At 57.5% G+C, this 3313-nt stretch carries 2 protein-coding genes; one reads left to right on the top strand and one right to left on the bottom strand.

Annotated features, from left to right (window positions below):
• On the bottom strand, positions 1-3035 hold a 3035-nt coding region (locus KDK15_RS15850; protein ID WP_257296359.1), incomplete at its 3' end, for a hypothetical protein.
• 19 nt (positions 3036-3054) lie between these two features.
• Between KDK15_RS15850 and KDK15_RS15855 the strand changes: the two genes are divergently transcribed.
• Positions 3055-3313 (top strand): hypothetical protein (locus tag KDK15_RS15855; RefSeq protein ID WP_257296360.1); only part of this gene is annotated, 259 nt, incomplete at its 3' end.

The following is a 3313-nucleotide window of genomic DNA, read 5'->3' on the forward strand; positions in this document are numbered from 1 at the left end:
AGTGCCGACGTGTCGTCCAGCCCCTGCTCGCTGGTCGGACAGGGAAGCTCCTTGCCATACAACTGATTTTGCAAATCCGTCGTATTGTCGAACACGTCGCCGAACATCACGAAATGCTTATCCCTCAGAAGTCGCGTGTTCTGAAAGTAGGCTTTGCGCTCGGCCAGGATGATTTGATCGATCACCGTCAGATCCCGGGCGTCCAGCATGGGTGGCGACAGGTTAAACTCATCATCCGCTACCCGGACATTCTCCACCGTCCGCTGCAGTGCGGTATCAGGCTGCGGGGGACGTCTATCGTTGGTGCGCAGATCCTCATGTTCATGGTCCAGAGCGTTCTCAAGCGTTTGCAGCACCTCCCGGATGGGGGCCGACATCCTGGCCGATCTCTCCAGCAACCCGGTCACCGCCCCGACAATGGCCCCGGCATTGTAACCCTGGAAGCGATCATCCGTTGCCGCCTCGCCTCCGAATCCGGTGGCCTTGACCATGTCATAACGGGCAGCGCTGTAGAGCCCATACAGATTCTGGAACTGGTTGGCCAGATTCCTGATGATCGACGCTTCGGTGGAGCGCTGGTTTGGTGTGCCGCCGGGTGTCTGCACCTGGTCGCTATCGTAGCGGAGGTACTGCCCCGCGGTACTGCTCATGTTCAGGAAACTGTCCCGGAGCTGCCTCTCCAGCGTCTCCAGCAAGTTGACGCAGCACACCTGTCGTTTTTCCGGCCAGGTGATTGAGGCTGACTCGATCGCAGGTATGGCTGCCATAATCTGCTGATTCTGCTGCTTTATGGCCCTGGCCTTTTGGGCATAGTCGGCATAGACTGCCGTGGTCTGGTCGGCATACCCCTTCAGCAGTTTCCGCTCAGTCAAGGTGAAGTTTGACGTAGCCGGAGGGAGGGAGAGCAGCGGCGCCAGTGCCGACGTGTCGTCCAGTCCCGATTCGCTGTTATAGCAGGGAGCGGTTTCGTCATTCTGGAATACGGCATCATAATCTGTGGGGTTCTCAAGGATCTTCCGGTAATTAACCGGGAAGTGTTCCCAGTCTCTATATACCCCCATCCTGGTAATGAAACGGTCCGACTCAGCCTGGATGATCCGGTTGGTCGCATCAAGGTCTCCGCGTTCCAACCAGCCCGACGGCAAGGTGAACTCATGATCGGCGACGGTGGCATTGTGTATCACCGACGACAGTTGTTCATCGGGCCTTGGGGTTCGCAGATCGTCACCATCGTCGAGGCGCTCCTCCGTGATCTGCCTGTCCACGTAGTTCGCCAAACCCCGGAGAACGTCCCGAAACGGTGCGGACACCCCGGAAGCATCACGCAACAGGGCTTTGAGCGTAGTATCCATGCCCTGGGCATTAAATCCCCGGAAACGCCCGGCCTCGGAGGTCTCTTTCATGGGAAACCCGGTGGCCAGGATCATCTCGGACCGCGCCTGTGCCAACTGTGAGTACATATTCAGGAACCGGTTGACCAGGTTATCAATGATGATCTCCCTGGCCGGGCTTTCCCCGGGCGCTTGTGGATTCATGGTCAGGCCACGGCTGGCATCATAGCTGAGGCATTGTTGGGCAAGGCTGCTGATGGTCAGGAAGTTATCCCTGAGCAGTTTGTCCATGGCCCGCAGGCCGTGTGCACAACACAGCAGCCGTTCAAGGGGCCATTCACGATAGGTCCGGTCATTGATTGTTATCTCTTGCCAACTGTGCTCAATTGCCTGCATCGCCCGGACATTGTTATTTTTAATGTCGTTTATCTGCCACATATTGCGGTCCTGGATCACCTGGCCCCGGTCCGCATAAAGTTTCAGCAGTTTTCTGCCCTGCGCACCCACTTGCGGCGGGCGGCTATCAGTGACAGAGGAGGCTGGAGTGGCAACGGGTTGGGTGGTGTGACCCGGTACAACGGTTGGCGACGATGACTGAGCGTCGGCACGATCGTTAATGGCCGACGGGGTCGCCTCAAGGGGGGCTGTCGGTGTTTGGGAAATGGCCGACAGGGTCGCCTCACGGGGGGCTGTCGGTGTTTGGGAAATGGCCGACAGGGTCGCCTCACGGGGGGCTTTCGGTGTTTGGGAAGGGTGTGTTTGCGAAGTGGATAGTTGAGGAGGCGATAAAAGCCGGGCCAGGGCCGAGGTGTCAGCCAGTCCCGGTTCAGCCCTGTGGCAGGGAATGGTGTCTTCATCCTGAAACACCGCCTCATAGTCTGCGGGGTTCTGGAATATCTTCGGGTAATCGATCGGAAAATGTCTTCTGTCTTCCAGCTCCCTCATATTGGCGATAAAGTGAGCCTGTTCAGCCCGGATGATCCGGTTGGTCGCGGCCATATCCCCGGGGTCCAGCCTGGCTTGTGGCAAGGTAAACTCATCATCAGCGACGGTGGTATTGTGTATGACCTGCAACAGATGCCGATCCGGCCGGGGTGTCCTGAGATCGTTGACCTGTGGCTCATGATCCAGGCTGTCTGCCAGCCCCTGGAGAACGTCCCGAAACGGGGCCGACAAGCCGGAAGGCTGGTGCAACAGGGCATTGACCGTGCTATCCATGCTCCGGGCGTTGAAACCCTGGAATATCTCTGACTCCGCCGTCTCTTCCATAGGAAACCCGGTAGCCTTGATCATATTGAAACGGGCTTCACCGTACTGCGCATACATATTCAGGAACTGGTTGACCAGGTCAGCAATAATGACCTCCCGGGCAGGATGCCCGTCGGTCATACCGGGCTTGATGGTTTGATCATGGCTGGCATCATAGCGGATGCATTGCTGGGCAAGACTGCTGATGATCAGGAAGTTGTCCCTGAGCTGCCGGTCCATGGCCCGCAGGCCGTGTGCACAACACAGCAGCCGCTGCAACGGCCATTTAAGATATATCCTGTCGTTGATTTCTATCTCTTCATAACTGGGCTCGATCATCTGCATCGCCCGGGCATTGTTATTTTCGATGTCGTTTATTTGCCGTGCATAGGCATCATGGATTAGCTGTCCCCGGTCCGCATACAGTTTCAACAGCTTTCTGTCCTGTGGACCCATCGGCTCCTGGTGGCTTTCAGTGACTGGGGAGGTGGTGGGGGTCGCAACCGGCTCGGCGGGCGTACTGGATACCTCCACAGGCCGGGAGGTGTCGGTTTCAGCATCGTCGGTGGCAGAGGACGATGGGAGTGTTGCGGCGGAGGTGGTTTGTGCGGCAGACGACGCTGTTTTTAGCGATGCTGACAGTTCTTTCGTAATCTCTGATAAGCCTGCTGATACCTCGGTACCAGACAGTGGCAAACTGCTGGTTACCGCCCCTTCGGTATCCATCGTGGATG

The organism is Endozoicomonas sp. YOMI1 (assembly GCF_024606345.1).
GTDB lineage: Bacteria > Pseudomonadota > Gammaproteobacteria > Pseudomonadales > Endozoicomonadaceae > Endozoicomonas.